Origin of the sequence: Couchioplanes caeruleus, from assembly GCF_023499255.1 — a bacterium.
GTDB lineage: Bacteria > Actinomycetota > Actinomycetes > Mycobacteriales > Micromonosporaceae > Actinoplanes > Actinoplanes caeruleus_A.
Genome location: NZ_CP092183.1, coordinates 4,919,331 through 4,941,361 on the forward strand (window position 1 = coordinate 4,919,331; position 22,031 = coordinate 4,941,361).

Annotated in this window: 21 protein-coding genes; 14 read left to right on the top strand and 7 right to left on the bottom strand. The window is 74.3% G+C overall.

Translation table 11 applies throughout. The annotated features are described in order from the left end of the window. Positions 1–31: 31 nt before the first annotated feature. Together COUCH_RS22815 and COUCH_RS22820 are read right to left on the bottom strand one after the other, a co-directional pair. Positions 32–2,497, bottom strand: coding sequence for a glycogen/starch/alpha-glucan phosphorylase (locus COUCH_RS22815; protein ID WP_249607218.1), 2,466 nt, complete (start codon positions 2,495–2,497; stop codon positions 32–34). A 99-nt stretch (positions 2,498–2,596) separates the two neighbouring features. After that, entirely contained in the window at positions 2,597–3,463 is an 867-nt protein-coding gene (locus tag COUCH_RS22820; RefSeq protein ID WP_249607219.1) for a universal stress protein, read from the bottom strand. A gap of 198 nt (positions 3,464–3,661) precedes the next feature. Between COUCH_RS22820 and COUCH_RS22825 the strand changes: the two genes are divergently transcribed. Beyond that, entirely contained in the window at positions 3,662–4,663 is a 1,002-nt protein-coding gene (locus COUCH_RS22825) for an Acg family FMN-binding oxidoreductase (protein WP_249607220.1), read from the top strand. Between the two features lie 128 nt (positions 4,664–4,791). Beyond that, positions 4,792–5,079: a hypothetical protein gene (locus tag COUCH_RS22830; RefSeq protein ID WP_249607221.1), complete on the top strand. Its 288-nt coding sequence runs from the start codon at positions 4,792–4,794 to the stop codon at positions 5,077–5,079. Positions 5,080–5,129: 50 nt separating this feature from the next. Here COUCH_RS22830 and COUCH_RS22835 read toward each other — a convergent pair whose 3' ends face one another. Beyond that, a complete protein-coding gene (locus tag COUCH_RS22835) occupies positions 5,130–5,822 on the bottom strand; it encodes a CBS domain-containing protein (RefSeq protein WP_249607222.1) in 693 nt (230 codons plus the stop codon). Between the two features lie 152 nt (positions 5,823–5,974). Between COUCH_RS22835 and COUCH_RS22840 the strand changes: the two genes are divergently transcribed. The 5 genes from COUCH_RS22840 (at position 5,975) to COUCH_RS22860 (ending at position 10,798) form a co-directional block, all read left to right on the top strand. After that, positions 5,975–6,871, top strand: coding sequence for a universal stress protein (locus tag COUCH_RS22840; RefSeq protein WP_249607223.1), 897 nt, complete (start codon positions 5,975–5,977; stop codon positions 6,869–6,871). Between the two features lie 54 nt (positions 6,872–6,925). Next, positions 6,926–7,927 (top strand): Acg family FMN-binding oxidoreductase, encoded by a 1,002-nt coding sequence (locus COUCH_RS22845; protein WP_249607224.1) that lies wholly within the window; start codon positions 6,926–6,928, stop codon positions 7,925–7,927. 29 nt (positions 7,928–7,956) lie between these two features. After that, positions 7,957–8,922, top strand: coding sequence for an Acg family FMN-binding oxidoreductase (locus COUCH_RS22850; protein WP_249607225.1), 966 nt, complete (start codon positions 7,957–7,959; stop codon positions 8,920–8,922). A gap of 66 nt (positions 8,923–8,988) precedes the next feature. Continuing rightward, complete coding sequence (locus tag COUCH_RS22855; RefSeq protein ID WP_249607226.1) at positions 8,989–10,452, top strand: sulfatase family protein; 1,464 nt, start codon at positions 8,989–8,991, stop codon at positions 10,450–10,452. A 97-nt stretch (positions 10,453–10,549) separates the two neighbouring features. Further along, the gene (locus COUCH_RS22860; protein ID WP_249607227.1) at positions 10,550–10,798 is read left to right on the top strand and encodes an SHOCT domain-containing protein; all 249 of its coding nucleotides are present in this window, start codon (positions 10,550–10,552) and stop codon (positions 10,796–10,798) included. A gap of 148 nt (positions 10,799–10,946) precedes the next feature. On the opposite strand, the gene COUCH_RS22865 is transcribed toward COUCH_RS22860, so the two are convergent. Beyond that, positions 10,947–11,606, bottom strand: a complete 660-nt coding sequence (locus COUCH_RS22865; protein ID WP_249607228.1) for an SRPBCC family protein — start codon at positions 11,604–11,606, stop codon at positions 10,947–10,949. A gap of 219 nt (positions 11,607–11,825) precedes the next feature. Between COUCH_RS22865 and ppdK the strand changes: the two genes are divergently transcribed. Then, positions 11,826–14,492 (top strand): pyruvate, phosphate dikinase, encoded by a 2,667-nt coding sequence (gene ppdK, locus COUCH_RS22870; RefSeq protein ID WP_249607229.1) that lies wholly within the window; start codon positions 11,826–11,828, stop codon positions 14,490–14,492. A 171-nt stretch (positions 14,493–14,663) separates the two neighbouring features. Beyond that, on the top strand, positions 14,664–15,236 hold the full coding sequence (locus tag COUCH_RS22875) for a DoxX family membrane protein (protein ID WP_249607230.1): 573 nt from the start codon (positions 14,664–14,666) through the stop codon (positions 15,234–15,236). A 15-nt stretch (positions 15,237–15,251) separates the two neighbouring features. On the opposite strand, the gene COUCH_RS22880 is transcribed toward COUCH_RS22875, so the two are convergent. Further along, complete coding sequence (locus COUCH_RS22880; protein ID WP_249607231.1) at positions 15,252–15,992, bottom strand: VanZ family protein; 741 nt, start codon at positions 15,990–15,992, stop codon at positions 15,252–15,254. 80 nt (positions 15,993–16,072) lie between these two features. Next, positions 16,073–16,687, bottom strand: coding sequence for a TetR/AcrR family transcriptional regulator (locus tag COUCH_RS22885; protein ID WP_249607232.1), 615 nt, complete (start codon positions 16,685–16,687; stop codon positions 16,073–16,075). 74 nt (positions 16,688–16,761) lie between these two features. Between COUCH_RS22885 and COUCH_RS22890 the strand changes: the two genes are divergently transcribed. Continuing rightward, complete coding sequence (locus COUCH_RS22890; RefSeq protein WP_249607233.1) at positions 16,762–17,919, top strand: FAD-dependent monooxygenase; 1,158 nt, start codon at positions 16,762–16,764, stop codon at positions 17,917–17,919. Here COUCH_RS22890 and COUCH_RS22895 read toward each other — a convergent pair. Further along, positions 17,870–18,241: a nuclear transport factor 2 family protein gene (locus COUCH_RS22895; protein ID WP_249607234.1), complete on the bottom strand. Its 372-nt coding sequence runs from the start codon at positions 18,239–18,241 to the stop codon at positions 17,870–17,872. The genes COUCH_RS22890 and COUCH_RS22895 overlap by 50 nt on opposite strands. Positions 18,242–18,319: 78 nt before the next feature. Here COUCH_RS22895 and COUCH_RS22900 point away from each other — a divergent pair, with 78 nt between their 5' ends. The 4 genes from COUCH_RS22900 to COUCH_RS22915 all read left to right on the top strand — a co-directional run bounded on the left by COUCH_RS22900 (position 18,320) and on the right by COUCH_RS22915 (position 21,998). Next, the gene (locus COUCH_RS22900; RefSeq protein WP_249607235.1) at positions 18,320–19,306 is read left to right on the top strand and encodes an RNA polymerase subunit sigma-70; all 987 of its coding nucleotides are present in this window, start codon (positions 18,320–18,322) and stop codon (positions 19,304–19,306) included. A 24-nt stretch (positions 19,307–19,330) separates the two neighbouring features. After that, entirely contained in the window at positions 19,331–19,669 is a 339-nt protein-coding gene (locus COUCH_RS22905; protein ID WP_249607236.1) for a PadR family transcriptional regulator, read from the top strand. Beyond that, on the top strand, positions 19,666–20,400 hold the full coding sequence (gene lepB / locus COUCH_RS22910; protein ID WP_249607237.1) for a signal peptidase I: 735 nt from the start codon (positions 19,666–19,668) through the stop codon (positions 20,398–20,400). Before COUCH_RS22905 ends, lepB begins: the two co-directional genes overlap by 4 nt. Positions 20,401–20,486: 86 nt before the next feature. Then, the gene (locus COUCH_RS22915; protein ID WP_249607238.1) at positions 20,487–21,998 is read left to right on the top strand and encodes a protein kinase domain-containing protein; all 1,512 of its coding nucleotides are present in this window, start codon (positions 20,487–20,489) and stop codon (positions 21,996–21,998) included. Positions 21,999–22,031: the final 33 nt, after the last annotated feature.

A 22,031-nucleotide genomic window follows, 5' to 3' on the forward strand; every position in this document is an offset into this window, starting at 1 on the left:
CGCCCCGGCCGGGACCGCGGCGCCGGGGTCGTCAGCCCTTCTCGGGTACCGGTAGCGGCTCGACCTGCCAGATGTCGCGGCAGTAGTCGCGGATCGTGCGGTCCGAGGAGAAGAAGCCGCTGCGTGCTGCGTTGCGGATGGACGCTCTGGTCCAGCCGTCCTCGTCACGCCAGGCCGCCGCGACCGTGTCCTGGCAGTCGACGTACGCGCGGTAGTCGGCCATCGTCAGGTATTCGTCTCGGCCGAGCAGGTCGGCGACCACCGCGCCGCTGCCGGGCCCGGCGAACGGGCCCGAGGCGATCGCGTCGACCGCGGCGCGCAGTTCCGGGTCGGCCTCGTAGTAGGTGCGCGGGTCGTACGGGCCGGCGCGCAGCGCGGCGGCCTGCGCGGCGTCCATGCCGAAGAGGAAGAAGTTCTCCGCGCCGACCCGGTCGCGGATCTCCACGTTCGCACCGTCGAGCGTGCCGATGGTCAGCGCGCCGTTGAGCGCGAGCTTCATGTTGCCGGTGCCGGAGGCCTCCTTGCCGGCCAGCGAGATCTGCTCGGACAGGTCGGCGGCCGGGATGATGAGCTCGGCGCGGCTCACGTTGTAGTCCGGCAGGAACGCCATCCTCAGGTACGGCGAGACGGCCGGGTCCGCATTGACGACCGCCGCGACCGTGTTGGCCAGGTGCATGATCTGCTTGGCGGCCTGGTAGCCCGGCGCCGCCTTCCCGCTGAAGAGCACCGACCGGGGGACGACCGAGCTCAGGTCCCCCGCCTTGATCCGCTGGTAGACGGTGATCACGTGCAGCACCCGCAGGAGCTGGCGCTTGTACTCGTGGAAGCGCTTGATGAGCACGTCGCAGAGCGCGTCCGGGTCGAGGCTCACCCCGGTCGTGGCCAGCGTGTGCGCCGCGAGGTTCTGCCGGTTGCGGCGCTTGACCGCGCGCCAGCCGTCCCGGAAGCCGGCGTCGTCCGCGGCGTCCTCGAGCCCGGCGAGCCGATCCAGGTCGCGCAGCCACGCCCGGTCCCCCAGCCGGGAGCTGATCAGGTCGGTCAGCCCGGGGTTGGCGATCAGCATGAAGCGCCGGGGCGAGACGCCGTTGGTGACGTTGTGGAAGCGGTCCGGCCACAGCTCGGCGAACGCGTGCAGGGTGGTCTCGGCGAGCAGGCGCGAGTGCAGCTCCGCCACGCCGTTGACGGCGAAGCTGCCGACGACCGCGAGGTGCGCCATGCGTACGCGTTGCTCGCCGCCCTCCTGGATGATCGACAGTGCCCGCAGCCGGTCGGTGTCGCCGGGGAACCGGGCCGCCACGCCCTGCAGGAACAGGTGGTTGATCAGGAAGATGATCTCCATGTGCCGCGGCAGGAGCCGCTGCAGCAACGACACCGGCCAGGTCTCCAGCGCCTCCGGCAGCAGGGTGTGGCAGGTGTACGCGAACGTGCGCCGGGTGATCTCCCAGGCCCGGTCCCAGTCCAGGCCCTCCTCGTCGACGAGGACCCGCATCAGCTCGGGGATGGCGATCACCGGGTGGGTGTCGTTGAGCTGGATGACCACCTTGTCGTTGAACGCGTCCCAGCCCTCGTTGCGCAGCCGGAACCGGCGCACGACGTCGCGCAGCGAGCACGAGACGAGGAAGTACTGCTGCTTGAGCCGCAGCTCGCGACCCAGCTCGGTGCTGTCGTCCGGGTAGAGCACCTTGCTGATGTTCTCGGAGCGGACCATCTGCTCGACGGCCTCGCCGTAGCGGCCCGCGCCGAACAGCGACAGCCCGAACGCCTCGCGGCCGGCCCGCGCCTTCCACAGCCGGACGATGTTGACCGTGCCGGTGCCGTACCCGGGCACCAGCATGTGGCTCGGCTCGCCGAGCACGACCTCGCCGGGCACCCACCGGGCGCGCTGCTGCCCGACGGCCTCGGTGTGGCCGTAGAAGCCGACCGGCTGCTGGTCGTCCGGGGCGTGGAATTCCCACGGGTTGCCGTAGTACGTCCAGTCGTCCGGCCGTTCCACCTGCGCGCCGCCGGCGAACTCCTGTTTGAAGATGCCGAAGTCGTAGCGGATGCCGTACCCGACCGCGGGGATGTCGCCGGTGGCGAGCGAGTCCATCAGGCAGGCGGCCAGCCGGCCCAGCCCGCCGTTGCCCAGCCCCGGCTCCACATCCAGGCCGGCGACCTCGTCGGCGTCGCGGTCCAGGGAGTCCAGGGCCGCCCGGGCGCTGTCGAGCGTGCCGGAATACAGCAGGTTCTGGCGCAGCTGCCGGCCGAACATGTACTCGGCGGAGAAGTAGTAGACGAACCGGGGGTTGGTCTCGTAGTAGGCCGCGGTGGTGCGCATGTACCGCTCCACGAGCCGGTCGCGGACCGTCGTCGCGAGCGCCTGGTAGACGTCCTGGGCACTCGCCGACTGGATGGTCGTGCCGCGCTGGTAGTACAGGTTACGCAGCAGCTCCCGCTGGAACTCGCCGGGCGTTTTGCAGTCGCACTGAGCCACCTCTGCCGGCCGTACGTCGGTCACAGACGATCTTCTCCCCGTTCGGTACGTCGCCACGCCGGCGACCGTCTCGAGTATCGATGGTCCCAGCCACCGACACACCGCTTTGCGGTGAAACCTTTGTCACCGTCCACGCGGCGTGCTACGGGGCACGACGAGAACCGGCCGGTACGCGTGGTGCAGCGTAGCCATCGCCACGGACCCCAGCACGATCTCCTCCACCGCCGAGCGCCCGCGCGAGCCCACCACGAGGACCGCGGCGTCGCGCGAGCGGGCGTACGAGCACAGCGCCCCCGCCGTCGACCGGCCGGAGCCGGGCAGGAGGCCGTCGCGGTGCAGCACCGTGACCGCGCGCCCGCTGACCTCGGGGCCGTGACCGGCGCCGTCCTCCACGGTGACCGGGGTGATCTCGCGGCCCGCGAACAGGCTGCCGGCGGCGACCAGCGCGGCGTGCGCCCCGGCCGACCCGTCCCACCCGACGACGACCGGGCCGGCGGCCAGCGCGGCGGACTCGGCCGCCAGCAGCGGGTGCGGCACCACCAGCACCGGCCGCCGGGCGTAGTGCACGACCATGTCGGACACGCTGCCGAGCAGCGCCTTGGTGCCGCCCAGCCCGCGTGAGCCCACCACGAGCAGGTCGGCGTCGAGCTTCTCGGCGAGCTCCGCGAACTGCACGCCGTCGCCACCGTACGTGCGCTCGACGACCGCCTCGGCGTCCCACCCGGCGGCGCGGGCGAGCACGACCCCGGTGCCGGCGACGCGCTCGGCCTCCCGGGCGCCCTCGCGCTCGACAGCCTCGACGAACCGGTCCACCCCGGCGGTACCGGACCACAGCCGCCGCCGCAGCGTGTCGCTGGCGAACGGGGGCGTCCACAGGTGGACGATGCCGGCGTGCGCGGCCGGGAACAGCGCCGCGCCCACGCCGATGGCGGCGGTCGCCGCCGGGGAGCCGTCGAAGCCGAGGATGAGTCGAGCAGCGTTACCGGTCATGGTTCCAGCGTCGCCCGTACGCCCCGGCACGCCCAGGGCCGAAGGTCCGTGCCGGCCGGTTCCCGCGGCCCGGCCGTACCGGCGCACCGCAGGTCCCGCGGGAAGGGGCCGGACGACTCTGATCCGCGGGACGGCGCGGCGGCGACGCTGACGGCAGAACGTCGCGAAACGCCCGCACACCGAAACGAGGAGGCGGCGATGATGGCCACGTCCGGGACCGCTGTCCGTACCGCTCTGAGCAGGGCGGCCCGCGCCGCATTGCTCGCGCCGTCGGTCTTCAACACCCAGCCGTGGCGGTGGCTGCTCTCCGGCGACACCCTCACGCTGCGCGCCGACCACAGCCGGCAGCTGCCCGACACCGACCCCGAGGGCCGGCTGCTGCTGCTCAGCTGCGGTGCCGCGCTGCACCACGCGCGGACCGCGCTGGCCGCCGAGGGCTGGACGCCCGTCGTGCGGCGGCTGCCCGATCCGGCCGACCCGGACCTGCTGGCCGTGGTGCAGATCGGCGAGCGCGGCGTACCGGACCCGCATGCCCGGACGCTCACCGGGGCGATGCCGCGGCGCCGGACGGACCGGCGGCCCTTCGACGACGTGCCGGTGCCGCGGCAGACGTTGACGGCACTGCGCCGGCTGGTCTGGCTCGAGGGCGCGTACCTGCACCTCGTGCGCCCGGACCAGGTGTCATTGCTGGCCGCCTCCGAGGAGCTGGCCGCCGACGCGGAGACCTCGGACCGCGACTACCGCGCGGAGCTCGACGCGTGGACGCACCGTCCGGCGGGCAGCGGCGACGGGATCCCCGCGGAGACCTCCGTGCATCCGACCCGCCGCCCGGTGCCCGTACGCGACTTCGACCCCGACGGCGGCGCGGACCTCGACCCGGGGCCGGGCACCGACGGCGGGGCCGCGTACGCGGTCCTGTTCGGCCTGGCGCACCGCCCCCTGGACCTGCTGCGCGGCGGTGAGGCGTTGTCGGCGTTGCTGCTGGAGGCCACCGCGGCCGGCCTGGCCACCGCACCGCTGAGCGACGCGGTCGAGGTCAGCTGGCCCCGCAACCTGCTGCGCGCGATGCTCGGCGGGCCCGGCGAGCCGTTCCTCGTCGTCCGGCTCGGCCACCGCGCGGCCGACTCCGAGCTGCCGCCGGTGCCGCGCCGGCCGGCGGCCGACGTGATCGTGCCGGGCCCGCAGCTCCCGATCCGGTGATCGGGCCCGGTGGCGCTCGCACGGTACGGTTTGCAGGCGATCCACGCGACGACGAGTGAGGTGATGACGGTGCACCCGATCTAGTGACGGCCCCGGCCCGGGGCGTCACGGAGCCGGAAGGTGCCCGTATGAGCAGGACCGACAAGACTCGCCCCCGGTGGGTGCAGCTGGCCGACGTCCCGATGGTGACGTGCGTTCCCCGTCATGATCATCGGTTCGGTCCGTGCACCCTGCCGGCGCGGGTCACCCCGGACGGCGCGGCGCGTGACGGCCGCTGCCGCTGGGATGCCACCGCGTCGAACTGGTTCCGTCGCTATGACAACGACGGATACCGCGAGTGGAGCCACATCAAGCGCGCCGAGCGCCGCCGCAGCCGCCACCAGGCCCGCCGCGAGTTGCGCGCCCGGGTGGACTGAACACGTCAGAGGAGGCCGGCGGATCCGCCGGCCTCCTCGTCGCGTACGGGTCAGGCGACGCCGAACGGCGTACCCAGATCCGAACCGGCCATCATGCTGTCGTCCACGTCGTACGTGAGCCCGTCGGCGACGCCCACCACGCCCGGCACCTGGCGGGCCAGCGAGGCGATCCGCTCGGCGGCCGAGCGGAAGTGCACCCGTCCACGCAGCGTCACCACGCCGTCCCGGGCCTCCACGCGGACCGTGGCGTCCGGGGCGCCGAGCGCGTGCGGCAGGATCTCGTCCACCACGTCGCGGCGGACGTCCTCGTCGGTGCGCAGGTGCACCTTGAGCAGGTCGCCGCGGGAGACGATGCCGATCAGCCGGCCCAGGTCGTCCTCGACGGGCAGCCGCTTGACCTGCGCCTGGTGCATCCGGCGGGCGGCGGCCGCGACGGACAGCGACGGCAGGACCGTCACCACCGGGGAGGTCATCACGTCCCCGGCCGTACGCGCACCGGCCTTGGCCTGCTCGGCGCGGCGCCGGCGGCTCACGACGAGCCGCGGCCGCCCGCCGGCCGCCTCGACCTTGTGCATCAGGTCGGCCTCCGACACGATCCCGACCACCCGCTGGAACCGGGTGACCACCGGCACGGCACTCACCCGCCGGCTGATCAGCAGATCCACCACCGCCCGGTACGGCGTGCCGGTCTGGACCGCGACGACGTCCCTGGTCATCACGTCGTCCACCCGCCACAGTCTCATGACCGTCCCTCCTTCTGTCCGCCTCCGACGCTACGGCGACCAGGTGACGGCCGTCAGGGCCGTGCGGCCCGCGCAGGCGGGACCGGGTGCCCCTGTCCCGCGGGGCGGGGGCGGCCGACGATGAGGGAAGCGCCGGCCCGAAGGAGCACGCCATGGCACGCAACGACATCGTCGTGGGCACCGACGGCACGATGGCCGGGGCGGCGGCGGTGCGGTGGGCGGCCGCCGAGGCCGCCCGGCGCAACGTCCTGCTGCGCGTCGTGCACTGCTTCGACTGGGACTACGACTCGTCGCGGCAGGGCTGCGGCAGCGGGTCGGCCGACGCCGCCCGGCAGCTCGCCGACGCGGTCACGTCCGCCGCCCTGCACCAGGCCCGGGCCGTCGCGCCCGGCATCTGGCTGGAGGCGGACGCGCTGATCGGCGACGCGGCTTCGCACCTCGTCGAGGTCTCCGGCACCGTCGGCCTCGTGGTCGTCGGCAGCCGCAGCCGCGGCGGGCTCGCCGGCCTGCTGCTGGGATCGGTGAGCCGGCGCGTCGCCGTGCACGCCTCGTGCCCGGTCGTCGTCGTGCGGGGCCGCGAGGATCTCCGCGACGGGCCGGTCGCCGCCGGCGTCGACCTCTCGGCGCGCGGGGAGCTGGTGCTGCAGCAGGCGTACGAGACCGCCGAGGCGCTGGGCTGCTCCCTGCGGGTGGTGCACAGCTGCACCCCGGCCGTCGCGCCGTGGGTGGGCGCCGTGCCGGCAGCCGCCCCGGCCTATTTCGACGACGACGGCGAACGGGACCGCCTGCACGCCGTCCTGGGACCCTGGCAGGACAAGTTCCCGCTGGTCAGCACCAACCTCACCATGTCGCACCAGCCCGCCGCGAGCGCCCTCGCCGCGGCCTCCCGGCAGGCCCGCCTGCTGGTCGTGGGAAGCCACGGGCACGGCACGGTCGCGGGCACGCTGCTCGGCTCGACCAGCCTGTACCTGCTGCACCACGCGGACTGCCCGGTGCTGGTGATCCGTACCCGCGGCAAGGACCCGTCATCCCGGGACCTTCGGCCCTGACCCGCCGGGTGGCCGCCCCGGCACCGTGGGACGAGAAGGCAGGAGGTTCCCACCATGACCACACGAAACGACCGGCCGGCCCGATCGGACGCCGCCGAGGCGCTCGAGGCCGCGGCCCGCGTGTCCCTGCATGCACCGTCCGTCTTCAACACCCAGCCGTGGCGCTGGCGCCTCACCGGCGACACCCTCGCGCTGTACGCCGACACCTCCCGCGCGCTGCGCGCCACCGACCCCGACGGGCGGCTGCTGATGCTCAGCTGCGGCGCCGCGCTGCACCACGTCCGGGTGGCCCTGGCGGCCGCCGGCTGGAGCGCGCACGTCGTACGGCGGCCCGAGGGCGGCGAGCCGGACCTGCTCGCGCTCGTCACGGTCACCGGCCGGCAGGCGCCCGACGCCGAGGCCGCACGTCTGGTCGAGGCGGTGCCCCGGCGGCGCACCGACCGGCGCGCGTACTCCGAGCGGGGCGTGCCCGAGCAGACCCTCGACCAGCTTCGCCGCACGGTCGAGGCCGAGGAGGCGTACCTGCACGTCGTGCGGCGCGACCAGATGCCGATGCTGGCCACCTCCACCGCGCACGCCGCGGACGCCGAGCTGCACGACTCCGCGTACCGCGAGGAGCTGCAGCGGTGGACGCACCGGCCGCAGGACAGCGGCGACGGCGTTCCCGCCGCGACCGCGGTCCGGCAGGGGCCCCGCCGGGTGCCGGTGCGCGACTACGCGCCCGACGGGACGCCCGGGCTGGCGGTCGGCGACGGCTTCGACCTGGGCGCCGCGTACGTCGTGCTGTTCGGGCTCACCGAGCGGCCCGAGGACCTGCTGCGCGGCGGTGAGGCCCTGTCCGCGCTGCTGCTGGGCGCCACCGCGGATGGGCTGGCCACCGCGCCGCTGAGCGACACCATCGAGGTCGAGTGGCCGCGCCGGCTGCTCACCGACCTGCTCGCGGGCGTCGGCGTGCCGTACGTCGTCGTGCGCCTGGGCTACGGCGACACCACCGAGCCGCTGCCGCCGGCGCCGCGCCGGCGGGCCGAGGACGTCATCGAGGTCGGCGAGAGATGAACGCCTGCGACCGCGAAGGAGCACCAGTCATGACCACCGCATCGTACGACGCGGCGACCCTGCGGATCGCCGCCGCGGCCGCGGTCCGGGCGCCGTCGCTGCACAACAGCCAGCCGTGGCTGTTCCGGCTGCGCGACGGCGGCATCGAGGTGCTCAGCGACCCGGCGCGGCAGCTGGCGATCGCCGACAGCACGGGCTGGGCGGTACGGATCGCCTGCGGGGCAGCCACGTACAACGCCCAGCTGGCGCTGGCGGTCAACGGGACGCCGGCGCACGTGGAACTGCGCCCGTACCCGTCGGAGCCGGACGTCGTCGCGCGCCTGATCCCGGCCGTGCCGCGGCCCGCGACGTACGCCGAGCAGGAGCTGTTCGCCGCGGTCCCGCGCCGCTGCAGCAACCGCCGCCCGTTCTGGCCGGACCCGGTGCCCTCGGAGGCCCGCATCCGGATCATCGACGCCGCGCACGCCGAGGGCGGCTGGCTGGACCTGCTCGTCGGGATGACCGCGCTCAGCGGCTTCGCGCAGATCGCCCGCAGCGCCGACCGGGTGCTGCGGCGCGACCCCGCGTACCGGTCGGAGATGGCGACCTGGACGCACGCCGACGCCGCCCCCGACGGGGTGCCGGCGACCGCCGGCGCGCCCGTCCCCGAGCCGCAGGACCTGCTGCCCCAGCGGCCGTTCACCGAGCGCCGCCGCGCGCCCGGGCACGACTTCGAGGCGGAGCCGCTGATCGCGATCCTCGGCACGAACGGGAACCGGGCGGTCGACCAGATCGCCGCCGGGCAGATCCTGCAGCGGGTGCTGCTGACCGTCACGGACGCGGGGCTGGCCTGCTCGATGATCTCGCAGCCCATCGAGGTGCCGACCGCCCGCGAGCACCTGCGCCAGTCGCTGCGCCGCTCCGGCACGCCGCAGATGGCGCTGCGCATCGGGTACGGCGACCCCGGCCGCCCCACCCCCCGCCGCGACCTGGACGACCTGATCGTGGGCAGGTGACGACGCTTACCTTCCCCGTACGCGACGCTGACGGTGGTCGATCTCCCGCCGCCTAGCGTGCCGCCCATGATGAACTCCCTGATGCGCGCGGGCACGGCGGTCGCCGCCGTGGCCGCGCTGCTCACCGCGACGGCAGGAGCCTGCTCCGGGCCGCGGGACCCGCACGGCGGCACGGCCGGACGGACGAACGTCGTCCTCGTCCTCACCGACGACCTGTCCATGGACCTGATCCGGTACATGCCCGGGGTGCGGGCACTCGCCGCGGACGGCACCACGTTCACGGACTACACGGTCACGGATTCGCTCTGCTGCCCCTCGCGATCGTCCATCTTCACCGGCCGGTACCCGCACAACACCGGTGTCTTCACGAACGGCGGGAACGACGGCGGGTTCCGGGTCTTCCAGCGGGAACAGGAGGCCGACACGTTCGCCACGACCCTGCAGCGGTCCGGCTACCGCACCGCGATGATGGGCAAGTACCTCAACGAGTACCTGCCCGGCCGCGACGGCGTCCGCCCGGGCTGGACCGAATGGGACGTCGCCGGTAACGCCTACGGCGAGTACGACTACAACCTCAACGAGAACGGCTCGGTCAAGCACTACGGCAGGCAGCCCGCCGACTACCTCACCGACGTGATCGGGGGCAGGGCGACCGCCTTCGTCACCGCGTCGGCCCGGGCCGGCGCGCCGTTCCTGCTGGAGGTCGCCACGTTCGCGCCGCACGGCCCGTACGTGCCGGCGCCGCAGGACGCGGCGTCGTTCCCGGGGCTCACCGCGCCGCGCGGGCCCGCGTACGACAGGCTGCCGACCGGCGCTCCGACGTGGCTGGCCGACCGGCAGCCGCTGACCGCGAGCGAGAAGACCGCGATCGACACCGCCTACCGCAAGCGCGTGCAGTCCGTGCAGTCGGTCGACCGGTTGCTCGGGAATCTGCGGCAGACCCTGGTGCGGGCCGGGGTGGCCGACCGTACCGTCGTGGTTTTCAGCTCCGACAACGGCTACCACATGGGCGAGTACCGCCTGAACCCCGGCAAGCAGACCGCCTTCGACACCGATGTGCACGTACCCCTGATCGTGGCCGGTGCCGGCGTCCGCAAGGGCGCGACCGTCGACGCGGCGGTGCAGAACATCGACCTGCGTCCCACCTTCGAGGAGCTGGGCGGCGTCACCCGGGGATCCGCCGTGGACGGCAGCAGCCTCGTTCCCCTGCTGCGCGACGGACGTGCGGGCCGGTGGCGAGCGACCGGCCTGGTCGAGCACCACGGCCCGGACCACGTCGCCGGGGATCCGGACAAGCCGGCGCCGGCCAGCGGCAACCCGCCGACGTACGCGGCGTTGCGCGCCCCGGGATACACCTACGTCGAGTACGCCGATGGCAGCACGGAGTACTACGACCGGGCCACCGATCCGTACCAGCTGACCAACGAGGCCGGTGACCTCCCGGCGGCGAGAAAGGCCGCGCTGCACACCACCCTCGAGCGGCTCCGGACGTGCCGGGGCGGCGAGGCCTGCCGGGCGGCGGCCGGCTGACCGGTCGCGAAGTCCCCGGCGGAACAGGCCGTCCGGCCCGTGCCGCCGCGGGACAGGCGGATCAGCATGGACGCAGCCACACAGAGAGGACCGGACCATGATGTTCTACGGACACGGCATGGGTGCCGGAGGCTGGATCCTGATGCTGCTCACCGTGGCGCTGCTGGCCACGCTCGTGGTCGTCGTCATCGTGCGCCCGCTCGCCGGGCACGACACCGCGCCGCGCGCCACCTGCGACCCGGCCGCGGACGCCGAGCGGGTGCTGGCCGACCGGCTGGCCCGCGGTGACATCGACATCACCGAGTACGAGCAGCGCGTGCACACCCTGCGAGCCGCGCGACGGTGACGGCGGGCATCCCGGCCGGCGGTCCGGCGGGGACGGGACGTGCGGGTGATCGCGTATCTCGCGTTGCTGACGCCGTACCCGCCGTTCCGGCTGGACCAGGGCGACCGGGAGCCCGGCGACGGCCTCCACCTGCGGAAGCTGAGAAGGCTCAGACCGGCAGTACCGGGCGCGCCGGGGCGTACGCCTCGGCGCGCTCCTTGATGCCGCGCAGCATCCGGCGCTCCATGATGAGGCTGCCCGGCTCCACCACCAGCCGGCTGACGAGCCGGCCGGGCCGCGACATCGCGCGCAGGCTGATCCGGTTGCGGCTGATCAGCCGGGTGCCGAGCCAGTACTCGCGCAGGTCGAAGATCCACACCCAGGCGCCGTCCTCCGAGCGGAAGGCCAGGGTGCGGTCCACGTCGCAGATCTCGACGCGCATGCCCGGCCCGTCGGGGCCCAGCGGCAGCACGTCGCCGACGCTCAGATGCTGGAATTCCGGCAGGATCCGCCCGGCGCTGTGCATGTCGAGCCCGAAGAGGTTCTCGATCCAGTCGTACGTGTACGCGCCTCCGCGGCCGCTGCCCATCTGCACGAGCCACGGCCACACCGCCGCAGGCCCGGCCGTGATGGTGATCGCCCGGGTCGAGACCACGTCCGGGTCCTCGAGCAGCTCGTCGCCGGGCAGCGGCAGCCGCGCCTCCTCCGCCGTGGCGCCGTACGTCAGGCTCCACCGGCGTACCGGCGGCGAGTACAGCATCGCCGTCGACGCGGCGACCAGGGCCGCTCTGCCGAGGTGCCTGCCCGTCGTCAGACCGTACCTGTCCATGATCCCCTCCTCCGGCTCGAGCGTGCGCCCGCCGCCCGGCCGCCCGGCAGGGCCGAAGGGCCCGTGTGCGCCGGGCGCGCGGGCCGGGCCGTCGTGCGGGCCGGACGGGCCGGGCAGCCCCTGTCCGGTCGCTACGGGCCGGGCGGCCCTACTGGCCGGGACCGGCACAGCGGTACGACCGAGGAGGACCAGCCGACCGAACGAGTGAGGGTGAGCCGGATGACCAGGTACGTGTACGACTTCGCCGAGGGCAACAAGGACCTCAAGGATCTGCTGGGCGGCAAGGGTGCCAACCTGGCCGAGATGACCCGGATGGGCCTGCCCGTGCCGCCCGGCTTCACCATCACGACCGAGGCGTGCCGGGCGTACCTGCGCACCGGTTCCCTGCCGGCCGGCCTGCTCGCCGAGGTGGAGGAGCACCTGCGGCTGGTGCAGCAGCGGATGGGCAAGAACCTGGACGACCCGCGCGACCCGCTGCTGCTGTCGGTGCGCTCGGGCGGCCGGTTCTCCATGCCCGGCATGATGGAGACGATCCTCGACATCGGGCTGACCGACTCCAGCGTGCTGGGGCTGGCGGCGCAGAGCGGTGACGAACGGTTCGCCTGGGACTCGTACCGGCGGCTGATCCAGATGTTCGGCAAGACCGTCTTCGGCGTTCCCGGTGACGAGTTCGAGGCGGAGCTCAGCGCGGCGCGGGCCGAGGCGGGCGTGCGGTCCGACGCCGAGCTGGGCGTGGCCGTGCTGCAGGACCTCGTCCAGGCGTACAAGAAGGTCTTCGCCGAGCACACCGGCCGGGACTTCCCGCAGGCGCCGCACGAGCAGCTGCACCTGGCGATCGCGTCGGTGTTCCAGTCGTGGAACGCCGAGCGGGCCGTGCTGTACCGCCGCCAGGAGCGGATCCCGCAGGACCTGGGCACGGCGGTCAACGTGATGGCGATGGTGTTCGGCAACCGCGGCCCGGACTCGGGCACCGGCGTGGCGTTCACCCGTGACCCGGCGACCGGCAAGCGCGGCGTCTACGGCGACTACCTCTCCAACGCCCAGGGCGAGGACGTGGTGGCCGGCATCCGCAACACCGTGGGCCTGCAGGAGCTGGAGACGCTCGACCCGGTCAGCTACCGGCAGCTCATGTCCATCATGGACAAGCTCGAGCACCGGTACCTGGACCTGTGCGACATCGAGTTCACCATCGAGCGCGGCAAGCTGTGGATGCTGCAGACCCGCGTCGGCAAGCGCACGGCCGCGGCCGCGTTCGTCATCGCCGCGCAGCTGGTCGACGAGGAGCTCATCACGCTGGACGAGGCGCTGCGGCGGGTGACCGGCGAACAGCTGGCCCAGCTGATGTTCCCGAGCTTCGACACCGCGGCGGCACCCGCCCCGCTCACCACCGGCGTCGCGGCCTCCCCCGGCGCGGCGGTCGGCGAGATCGTCTTCGACTCCGCGCACGCGGCGGCCGCCGACCGGCCGGTGATCCTCGTGCGGCGCGAGACCAACCCCGACGACCTGCCCGGCATGATCGCCGCCCAGGGCATCCTGACCAGTCGTGGCGGCAAGACGTCGCACGCGGCCGTGGTCGCCCGCGGCATGGGCAAGACCTGCGTCTGCGGCGCCGAGGAGCTGGTCATCGACACCGGGGCCGAGGCGGTCACCGTGAACGGGACCGTCCTGCGGGCCGGCGACACCGTCTCGGTGGACGGCACCAGCGGGCGCGTGTACGCCGGCGCGGTGCCGGTGCACCCCTCCCCCGTCGTCCAGTTCTTCGAGGGCGAGCTCACGTCCGCCGGCGACCCGCTGCTCAGCGCCGTCGAGCGGCTCATGGCCCACGCCGAGCAGGTACGCCGGCTGGGCGTGCACGCGAACGCCGACACCGGCCCGGACGCCGCGCGCGCCCGCCGCTTCGGCGCGACCGGGGTGGGGCTGTGCCGTACCGAGCACATGTTCCTCGGCGAGCGCCGGGAACTGGTGGAGCGGCTGATCCTGGCCGGGAGCGACGAGGAGCGGGAGGCGGCTCTCGCGGCGCTGCTGCCGCTGCAGCGCGACGACTTCGTCGAGCTGTTCGCCGAGATGGACGGCCTGCCGGTGACGGTACGGCTGATCGACCCGCCGCTGCACGAGTTCCTGCCCGCGCTGGAGGAGCTGACCGCCCGGGTCGCCCGGGCCGAGGCGCTGGGCGAGGACCCGGGCCGCGACGCCACCCTGCTGGCCGCCGTGCGCCGCATGCACGAGCAGAACCCGATGCTGGGCCTGCGCGGCGTACGCCTCGGCCTGGTCGTGCCCGGCCTGTTCGCCATGCAGGTGCGCGCGATCGCGCAGGCGGCCGCGCTACGGGCCGCCGCGGGCGGCGATCCGCGCCCGGAGATCATGGTTCCGCTGGTCGGCGCGGTCCAGGAGCTCGAGACGGTACGCCAGGAAGCCGAGTCGATCCTCGCCGGCGTCGAGGGCGCCCCGCCGATCCGGATCGGCACGATGATCGAGGTGCCGCGCGCGGCGCTGACCGCCGGCGAGATCGCGCACGCCGCCGAGTTCTTCTCGTTCGGCACCAACGACCTCACCCAGATGACGTGGGGCTTCAGCCGCGACGACGTGGAGGCCGCGTTCTTCGGCCGCTACCTGGAGCTCGGCATCTTCGCGTCGTCGCCGTTCGAGACCCTCGACACGAGCGGCGTCGGCGAGCTGGTGCGCATCGCCGTGGAGCGCGGGCGGGCCGCGCGTCCCGAGCTCACCGTGGGGGTCTGCGGCGAGCACGGCGGCGACCCCGCGTCGGTGCGGTTCTTCCACGACGCCGGGCTGGACTACGTGTCCTGCTCGCCGTTCCGGGTGCCGGTGGCCCGCCTGGAGGCCGGCCGGGCCGCGGTGTCCACCGCGGGCGGCTCCGACACGCGCTGACCAGCCGCAACGGCGGCGGGCCCGGGCCACATGCCCGGGCCCGCGGCCGTTCGGGGGTCCCGGATCGGACGGGTCCAAGGTCCCGCCGGATGCGGCACGGCGGCCCTCACGGCGGCGGCGCTCCCGGCGTTTGATTGAAGTGTCAAAGAGAACCGGAAGGACGTGGACGTCATGACCGCCGCCACCCACCCCACCACCGCCCGCACCGTCACCCCGGCGACCGACCCGGCCGTCACCCCGGCGCGCGAGACCACGGCCGCGAAGGCGACCCGCTACACCCTCGCCGCCCTGCGCCTGGCTCTCGGCTGGGTGTTCCTCTGGGCCTTCATCGACAAGGTGTTCGGCCTCGGCATGGCCACCCCGGACAAGGGCGCCTGGATCAACGGCGGCAGCCCCACCAAGGGCTTCCTCGGCAACGCCGTCGCCGGCCCGCTCGAGGGCTTCTACCACAGCATCGCCGGCGCGGCCTGGGCCGACTGGATGTTCATGCTCGGCCTCGCCGCGATCGGCACCGCGCTCATCCTCGGCATCGGCCTGCGGGCCGCCGCGGTGGCGGGCAGCCTGCTGCTGGTCATGATGTGGTCGGCCGTGCTCCCCCCGGAGAACAACCCCTTCATGGACGACCACCTGATCTACGCCGGCGTGCTGATCGTCCTGGCCCTCACGGCGGCCGGCAACACCCTCGGCCTCGGCCGGCTCTGGAGCAAGCTCAGCATCGTGCAGCGCCTGCCCTGGCTCAAGTAGGCACCTACCGCTCGATCACCACGGCGGCACCCCCACCCGGGTGCCGCCGTTGCTGCTGTGCACGGGCCGGAGGTTCACCGTGGTCTCGTCCTCGTGGGCGGGGAACTCCAGCGTCGGTTCGAGCGGCGGCGCGGCGGGCACCGCCCACGGCGGCGGCGCGGCGGGCGCCACCGGCGGCGGGGCCGCGGGCGTCTCCGGCCGCGGGGCCGACGCCGCGGCGGGCGGGGCGGGTGCCAGCCGGATCAGGCCCAGCACGACCAGGCCGGCGGCCGCGCCGATCAGCGCGCCGCCGCTGTTGTAGAGCCAGTCCGCGGCGGTCGCGACCCGTACGCCGCTGACCGCCTGCCAGCCCTCGATGCCGAACGACAGCGCCGCGCCGGCCACGGCGGTCAGGACCGCGCGCCGGGTGGCGAGGGCGCCGAAGAAGCCGAGCGGGACGAACAGCAGGAGGTTCGCCGTCCGTTCGTCGGGCGCGGTCGGGGCGTCCAGCTCCGCGTGGAACGTCGCCGTGTGCAGGTACGAGCGCACGTACCCGCCGACCCGGTGCACGGCCCCGTCCTGCCAGCCGGGCGCCTCCACCGGCACCGTGAAGACCAGGATCGGCGCCAGGGACAGCAACGCGAGCAGCGTCCAGCCCGGGCGCCACCCGAGCAGCCGGGCCACGGGCAGGAACAGCACCACGGCAGCCACGGCACAGCACACCAGCAGCTGGGCGGCGCCCGGCCGGCCGAGCGCCAGGTCGAGCTGTTCTCGCATCGCCACCTCCTCGCGTCCGTACGGACAACGGCGGCCGATCCTTCCGGGTGGCGCGTATGGCGGGCATAAAGCGCCGGCCGCTACCGCCCCGCCATCCACGGCTGCAGTGCCGTCGCCGTCGCGCGTTCCACGGCGGCCTGGACTCTCGCCGGGTCCTCCGGGAAGTCCTCGTGCTCCAGCAGCACCTGCAGGGCTCCCGTGACCGCGCCGATGAACGCCCCGACGAGCGCGGCGGCCTGCACCTCGTCGAGCCGGTCGGGGAACGCCGCGGTGAGGTGCCGGGCGATCTCGCGCTGGCCGTCGGCCTGCACCTGCAGGGCCTTGCCGCGCACCGAGGGCACCTCCCGGATCAGCCGCAGGCGCAGCGCGGCGAGGCGGCCGGTCAGATCGTCGTTGTCGTCGCCGACGAGGTGCAGCGCGCGCAGCAGCACGTCGGCGGGCTCGTCGCCGGGGCGCCGGCCGGCGATGGATGCGACAGCGGCCCGGATGCGCGCGTCGCCGTGCGGGAACAGCAGCTCCTCCTTGCTGGCGAAGTAGCTGAAGAACGTCCGCGTGCCGATCTCGGCGGCGGCCGCGATGTCGGCCACGGTCGTCCCCTCGTACCCGTGCCGCTCGAACAGGTCGGTGGCCGCTTCCACCAGGGCCTGACGGGTGCGGGCGCGCTTGCGCTCGCGCAGAGAGGTCTCGGGTGCCATGCCCGCATGGTACGGCACCCGTTGCCAATCGGCACTCATTGCATCTTTGCACTGAGTGCAGATACAGTGCCGGCATGACCTCACGTACCGCACTGATCTCCGGGGCCGGTGTCGCCGGTCCGGCCCTGGCGTACTGGCTCGCCCGGCACGGCTGGTCGGCCACCGTGATCGAACGCGCCGAGGGCCTGCGGTCCAGCGGCAACCCGGTCGACGTCCGTGGACCGGCGCTGCCGGTGGTCGAGGACATGGGCCTGGTCCCCCGGCTGCGGGCGGCCGCCACCCACGCCCGGTCGATGCTCGTACTGGACGCGGACGGCCGGCCCGGCGTCCGCGTCGGCACACCCGCGTCCCGCAGCGCCGCCGGCACCCGGGAGATCGAGCTGCCCCGCGCCGACCTCGCCGCGATCCTGCACGACGCCGCCGCCGCGCACGCCGAGTTCCGCTTCGACGACACGATCACCGGGTTGCGGCAGGACGCCCGCGGTGTCGACGTGACGTTCGAGCGGGGCCGGCCGGGCCGCTTCGACGTGGTGATCGGCGCCGACGGCCTGCACTCCACCGTGCGGCGGCTCGCCTTCGGGCCGGAGCCGGCGTACCTGCGGCACCTGGGCGTCCACGTCGCCACGATGCCGTGGCGCGGAGCCCTGGAGCACCCGCACGACGTGGTCATGTACAACCTGCCCGGGCGGCTCGTGTCGGTGCACCCGTGCGCGGGCCAGGCCATGGCCGCGTTCATCTTCCGGCACGCGGCGGTACCGGGCCTCGACCATCGCGACACCGACCGGCACCGGCGCATCGTGCGGGACGCGTACGCCGGTGCCGGCTGGATCGTGCCGCAGCTGCTCGCCGAGGCCGCCCGCACCACGCAGCTGTACTTCGACGGCGTCAGCCGCGTCGCCATGCCCACCTGGTCCCGCGGCCGGATCGCGCTGCTGGGCGACGCGGCGTCCTGCGTCTCGCTGTTCGGCGACGGCTCGAGCCTGGCCATCGCCGGCGCCCGTACGCTGGCCGGCGCGCTCGCCGCGGAGCACGGCGACCCGGCCGCGGCGTTCGCCCGCTACGAGCGCGAGCACCGCCGGCTGACCCGCCGCAAGCAGGTCACCATGCACGCGGCGGCCGCGATGATCGTGCCGCGGACCCGGGCCGGCATCGCCGCACGGAATCTCGCCGCGCGCGCCCTGCTCAGCCCTGCGACGCGCGGGCCTGCTGGAACGGCAACCGGTCGAAGATGAACCAGCTGTGCACGATCCGGCCGTCGCGGACGGTCACGCACTCGGCCGCCGGGCCGCTCTTCACCAGCGTGGTCCGCGTGTCGTACATGATCAGCGCGGTGGTGTCGTCGCCGAAAGCCGCGATGACGTGCGCGCCGACGAGCATGGCCACGAACGGCGCCATGAACGACCGGTACGCCGCGTCGCCTTCCAGCCGTCCCGCCGGGGCCTCGCAGACGATGTCGCCGGACACGTAGGTCATCGCCGTGTCGAGGTCGCCGGCGGTCCACGCGCGGTGGTACGCCGTCGCCACCCGCAGGGCCTCGCTGTCTGGTGCGGTCACCGTGTTCTCCTTCTCCGATCGGGGTCTGCCTGTTGTGACACCATCGGCTCGCGGATCGGAACGGTGGTGGCCACGGCGGTGACAACGCAGAACACGCTGGACCGGGCGCGCGCCGGGGACGGCGACGCGTTCGGTGAGCTGGTCGCGCCCTACCGGCGGGAGCTGCACCTGCACTGTTACCGGCTGATGGGCTCGCTCGTCGACGCCGAGGACGTGCTGCAGGAGGCGCTGCTGGCGGCGTGGCGGGGCCTGGACGGGTACGAGGGCCGCTCCTCGCTGCGGGCCTGGCTGTACCGGATCGCCACGAACCGGTGCCTCAACGCGATCCGCGACCACCGGCGGCGCGTACCGGCCGAGCCGGCGCCGCCGTTCACGCCGCCGGAGCCGACCCGCCGGGGCGAGGCGACGTGGCTGACGCCGTACCCGGAACCGCTGCTGGAGCGGATCCCCGACGCCGCCGCCGGCCCGGCCGCGCGCTACCACCAGCGGGAAGCGGTGGAGCTGGCGTTCGTCGCGGGCCTGCAGCTGCTGCCGCCGCGGCAGGCGGCGGCGCTGGTGCTGTGCGACGTGCTGTCCTATCCGGTCGCCGAGGCCGCCGCGATGCTGGACGCCTCCGCCACCGCGGTCAAGGGCGCGCTGCAGCGGGCCCGCGCGACGATGGCGCGGACCGCGCCCGGGGGTGAGGCTCCCGCGCCCGGCTCGGCCGCCGAGCGGGCGGTGACCCGGCGCTTCGCCGAGGCCTTCGTGGAGCGCGACATCGACGCCCTGATCGAGCTGCTCACCGACGACGCCTGGCTGGCCATGCCGCCCGCACCGCACGAGTACCACGGCGCGGCGGCGATCCGGGGATTCCTCGCGGTCAGCGGCGGGTGGCGCGCCGGGCGGCGGCTGGAGCTCGTGCCGGCGCGGGCGAACACCCAGCCGGCCTTCGCCTGCTTCATCGCGGGCGAGCCGGCCGGGCTGATGGTGCTCACCCTGCGGGGCGACCGGATCCGCGGCATGACGCGCTTCCACGACAACGACATGCTGCTGCGGTACGGCCTCATGACACCCTGGACGGAGTAAGTCGAGTTATGTAGAGTTTCGGCCATGCCGAGACCGCCCCACGCCTCACCGCAGACGCTGCGCCTGTTCGAGGCGCTGCTCGCCGACCCCGCCCGCTGGCGCTACGGGTACGACCTGAGCAAGGAGACCGCGCTCGCGTCGGGCACCCTGTACCCGATCCTCATGCGGCTGAGCGAGCAGCGGCTGCTGGAGACCGGCTGGGAGCCCTCCGATGAGCCCGGCCGCCCGCCGCGGCACATCTACCGGCTCACCGCCGACGGCGTCACGCTCGCCGAGCAGCGGCTGGCCGCCCGCCGACCGGCGCAGTCGCCACGGCGCGCCGGCCCGGTGCCGCAGACGCGTACCGCCGGAGGTGCCGCATGACCGCGCCCACGCAGGTCCGCGATTCCGTGCCGCGCCGGGTCGCGCACGCCGTGCTCGCCCGGGCCGTCCGGGGCCGGCGCGAGCGCGGCGGCGAGTGGGGCGAGGCGGTGCTCGCGGAGTTCGGCGAGACCCGCGGCGACTGGGAGGCCGTCCGCTGGGCCGCCGGCGGGCTGCGTACGGTGTGGCGCGAACGCCGCCGCCGGGCCCGGCAGCTGCCCCGGCCGCTGCGGGTCGCCAGCGGCACGGCGCTGGTGCTCGTGGTCGGCCTGCTCGCCGGGTTCGTCGTCAGCCGGTACGTGATGAGCGTCGGCTACATCCCCACCGGCTCGATGGAACCGACGCTGCAGATCTCCGACCGGGTCCTGCTGGACCGGATCACGTACCGGGCCACCGGACTGCACCGCGGCGACCTGGTCACGTTCACCAAGGCGGTCGACCCGGGGACGCAACCGCACACCCTGCTCAAGCGGATCATCGGCCTGCCCGGCGACACCATTGAGTGCCGCGACGGGCGGGTGTGGCGCGACGGCAGCCCGCTGGACGAGCCGTACCTGACGCTCGGTCCCGAGGAGGACCGCACCGACTGCTCCCCCGTCACGGTGCCCGAGCGCCAGCTCTATCTGCTCGGCGACCATCGGATCGTGTCCATCGACTCGCGCGAGTACGGCACCGTCGACGAGGACACCGTCGAGGCACGCGTGGTGGGCCGGATCTGGCCGATGCGGGACTGAAGTGGATCAATTCCCGGAATCCTGGTATACCAGTTCCCGTCCCGCCGCCGTGCCTTCCTGGAGTTGACCTGGACACCGCGTACCGCGTGAGTCCGCTGCGCCGCGACGACCCCGAACGGCTGGGCCGCTACGAGCTCACCGGCCGGCTGGGCGCGGGCGGCATGGGCGTGGTGTACCTGGCCGAGGACCCCGACGGCACGTACGTGGCGGTCAAGCTGGTCCACGCGGCGCTGGCCGGCGACCCGGAGTTCCGGGCCCGGTTCCGTGGCGAGGTGGAACGCGCCCGCCAGGTGCCGCCGTTCTGCACCGCCGAGGTGCTCGACGCCGACCTCGGCCACGAGCCGCCGTACCTGGTGGTCGAGTACGTCGACGGGCCCAGCCTGGTCGAGGTCGTCGAGGGGCGGGGGCCACTGCGGGCGGCGGCGCTGCACTCGCTCGCCGCGGGGGTGGCCACCGCGCTGAGCGGCATCCACGGCGCGGGCGTGGTGCACCGCGACCTCAAGCCGGAGAACGTGCTGCTCGCGCCGGGCAGCCCGAAGGTCATCGACTTCGGGCTCGCCCGGGCGCGGGAGTCGTCCAGCCGGTACACGCGCACCGGCCAGATGGTCGGCACGGTGGCGTACATGGCGCCGGAGCGGTTCTCCTCCGAGCCCGGCGAACCGGCGGCCCCGGCGGCGGACGTGTTCGCGTGGGGGTGCGTGATCGCGTACGCCGGCACCGGCCGTACGCCGTTCGAGGGTGACTCCCCCGGCGCGACGGCCGCGCGGATCCTCACCCAGCCCCCGCGGCTGGACGGGCTTCCGGAGCCGCTGCGCGCGGTGGTGGGGCGCGCGCTGGCGAAGGACCCCGCCGACCGGCCGACCGCCCGGGAGCTGCTCGACCTGCTCCTCGACCAGCGAACACCGGCGGCGGCCCCCGCGCCCGCTCCCCCGGCGCCGCCGGGGCGGGCCCGGCCCCGCGTCCTCGCGGCGCTGGCGGTCCTGCTCGTCGTCGCCGGGATGACCGCCACCGGGCTGATCGTGCGGGCGCAGCGGAACGCCCCGGAGCGGGCCCGGCCCTTCACGGACGCGAGCGCCACCGTCGCCACCGTCCCGCGGCCCGCCCCCTCCGCGACGAGCAGGCGGACGACGCTTCCGCCCACCGCGCCGGTACGAGCCACGACATCGACGGCGGAGCGCTCGCCGGCGGCGCCCCGCGCGGCGGCGAACCCGTCCGGCCGCAACCTGGCGCTGCACCGCACCGCGACCGCCTCCAGCAGGGAAGGGCCGCCGTGGGGACCCTCCCAGGCCGTCGACGGCGACCCGGACAGCCGGTGGAGCAGCGGGTTCAGCGACCCCCAGTGGATCGCCGTGGACCTCGGCAAGCGGTGGCGGATCTCCTCGATCACGGTGCGGTGGGAGCACGCGTACGCCGTCGGCTACCGCATCGAGATCTCGACGGACGGCACCACGTGGAAACGGGTGTACGGCACCACCGCCGGCGAGGGCGGGACCGTGACCGTCCGGCCCGGCGGGACCCCGGCCCGCTACGTGCGCATGTACGGCACCCGCCGCGTGAGCACGTACGGCTACTCCCTGTACGAGCTCGAGGTCCGGTGAGGACCCGTTGATCCGTACCCCTACAGTGCCCGC

Bases quoted from the DNA above. Each gene is read 5' to 3' on its own strand.
- COUCH_RS22820 (WP_249607219.1), bottom strand. From the start codon at position 3,463: ATGACCGGTAACGCTGCTCGACTCATCCTCGGCTTCGACGGCTCCCCG.
- COUCH_RS22890 (WP_249607233.1), top strand. From the start codon at position 16,762: ATGACCTCACGTACCGCACTGATCTCCGGGGCCGGTGTCGCCGGTCCG.
- COUCH_RS22850 (WP_249607225.1), top strand. From the start codon at position 7,957: ATGACCACCGCATCGTACGACGCGGCGACCCTGCGGATCGCCGCCGCG.
- COUCH_RS22905 (WP_249607236.1), top strand. From the start codon at position 19,331: ATGCCGAGACCGCCCCACGCCTCACCGCAGACGCTGCGCCTGTTCGAG.
- COUCH_RS22830 (WP_249607221.1), top strand. From the start codon at position 4,792: ATGAGCAGGACCGACAAGACTCGCCCCCGGTGGGTGCAGCTGGCCGAC.
- ppdK (WP_249607229.1), top strand. From the start codon at position 11,826: ATGACCAGGTACGTGTACGACTTCGCCGAGGGCAACAAGGACCTCAAG.
- COUCH_RS22885 (WP_249607232.1), bottom strand. From the start codon at position 16,687: ATGGCACCCGAGACCTCTCTGCGCGAGCGCAAGCGCGCCCGCACCCGT.
- COUCH_RS22875 (WP_249607230.1), top strand. From the start codon at position 14,664: ATGACCGCCGCCACCCACCCCACCACCGCCCGCACCGTCACCCCGGCG.
- COUCH_RS22880 (WP_249607231.1), bottom strand. From the start codon at position 15,992: ATGCGAGAACAGCTCGACCTGGCGCTCGGCCGGCCGGGCGCCGCCCAG.
- COUCH_RS22835 (WP_249607222.1), bottom strand. From the start codon at position 5,822: ATGAGACTGTGGCGGGTGGACGACGTGATGACCAGGGACGTCGTCGCG.
- COUCH_RS22840 (WP_249607223.1), top strand. From the start codon at position 5,975: ATGGCACGCAACGACATCGTCGTGGGCACCGACGGCACGATGGCCGGG.
- lepB (WP_249607237.1), top strand. From the start codon at position 19,666: ATGACCGCGCCCACGCAGGTCCGCGATTCCGTGCCGCGCCGGGTCGCG.
- COUCH_RS22855 (WP_249607226.1), top strand. From the start codon at position 8,989: ATGATGAACTCCCTGATGCGCGCGGGCACGGCGGTCGCCGCCGTGGCC.
- COUCH_RS22825 (WP_249607220.1), top strand. From the start codon at position 3,662: ATGATGGCCACGTCCGGGACCGCTGTCCGTACCGCTCTGAGCAGGGCG.
- COUCH_RS22860 (WP_249607227.1), top strand. From the start codon at position 10,550: ATGATGTTCTACGGACACGGCATGGGTGCCGGAGGCTGGATCCTGATG.
- COUCH_RS22865 (WP_249607228.1), bottom strand. From the start codon at position 11,606: ATGGACAGGTACGGTCTGACGACGGGCAGGCACCTCGGCAGAGCGGCC.
- COUCH_RS22845 (WP_249607224.1), top strand. From the start codon at position 6,926: ATGACCACACGAAACGACCGGCCGGCCCGATCGGACGCCGCCGAGGCG.